Origin of the sequence: Cognatundibacterium curvum (genome assembly GCF_014284235.1) — a bacterium.
Lineage (GTDB): Bacteria > Pseudomonadota > Gammaproteobacteria > Burkholderiales > Burkholderiaceae_D > Undibacterium > Undibacterium curvum.
In genome coordinates this window covers 1-268 of the sequence record NZ_JACOGD010000045.1, presented here as the reverse complement: position 1 = coordinate 268, position 268 = coordinate 1, and the positions used below count along the sequence as shown (strand labels likewise).

The 268-nt window shown below is 45.9% G+C and carries 1 rRNA gene; it reads right to left on the bottom strand.

Features of this window, described 5'->3' with window-relative positions:
- Positions 1–100 (bottom strand): 5S ribosomal RNA (rrf, locus tag H8K43_RS18795); the annotation flags it as partial.
- Between the last annotated feature and the right edge of the window lie 168 nt (positions 101–268).

Sequence of the window (268 nt, the reverse complement as noted above, 5' to 3'; positions counted from 1 at the left end):
CTACTTTCACACTGGTTGCAGCACTATCATTGGCGCAGAGTCGTTTCACGGTCCTGTTCGGGATGGGAAGGGGTGGTACCAACTCGCTATGGTCATCAGGCATAAACTGTCGATTTGTTGTGTCTGCCTTATTCTGCAGCACACAGCAAATCCAATTCAGAAGAAGCTTCGTAGAATGTGCGCCGTCTCTATATCGACTCGCACCAATCTCTATTCATTTTCCTAATCTCTTAGGTATTACTGGTTATGATTCGTATCCAACTCACTG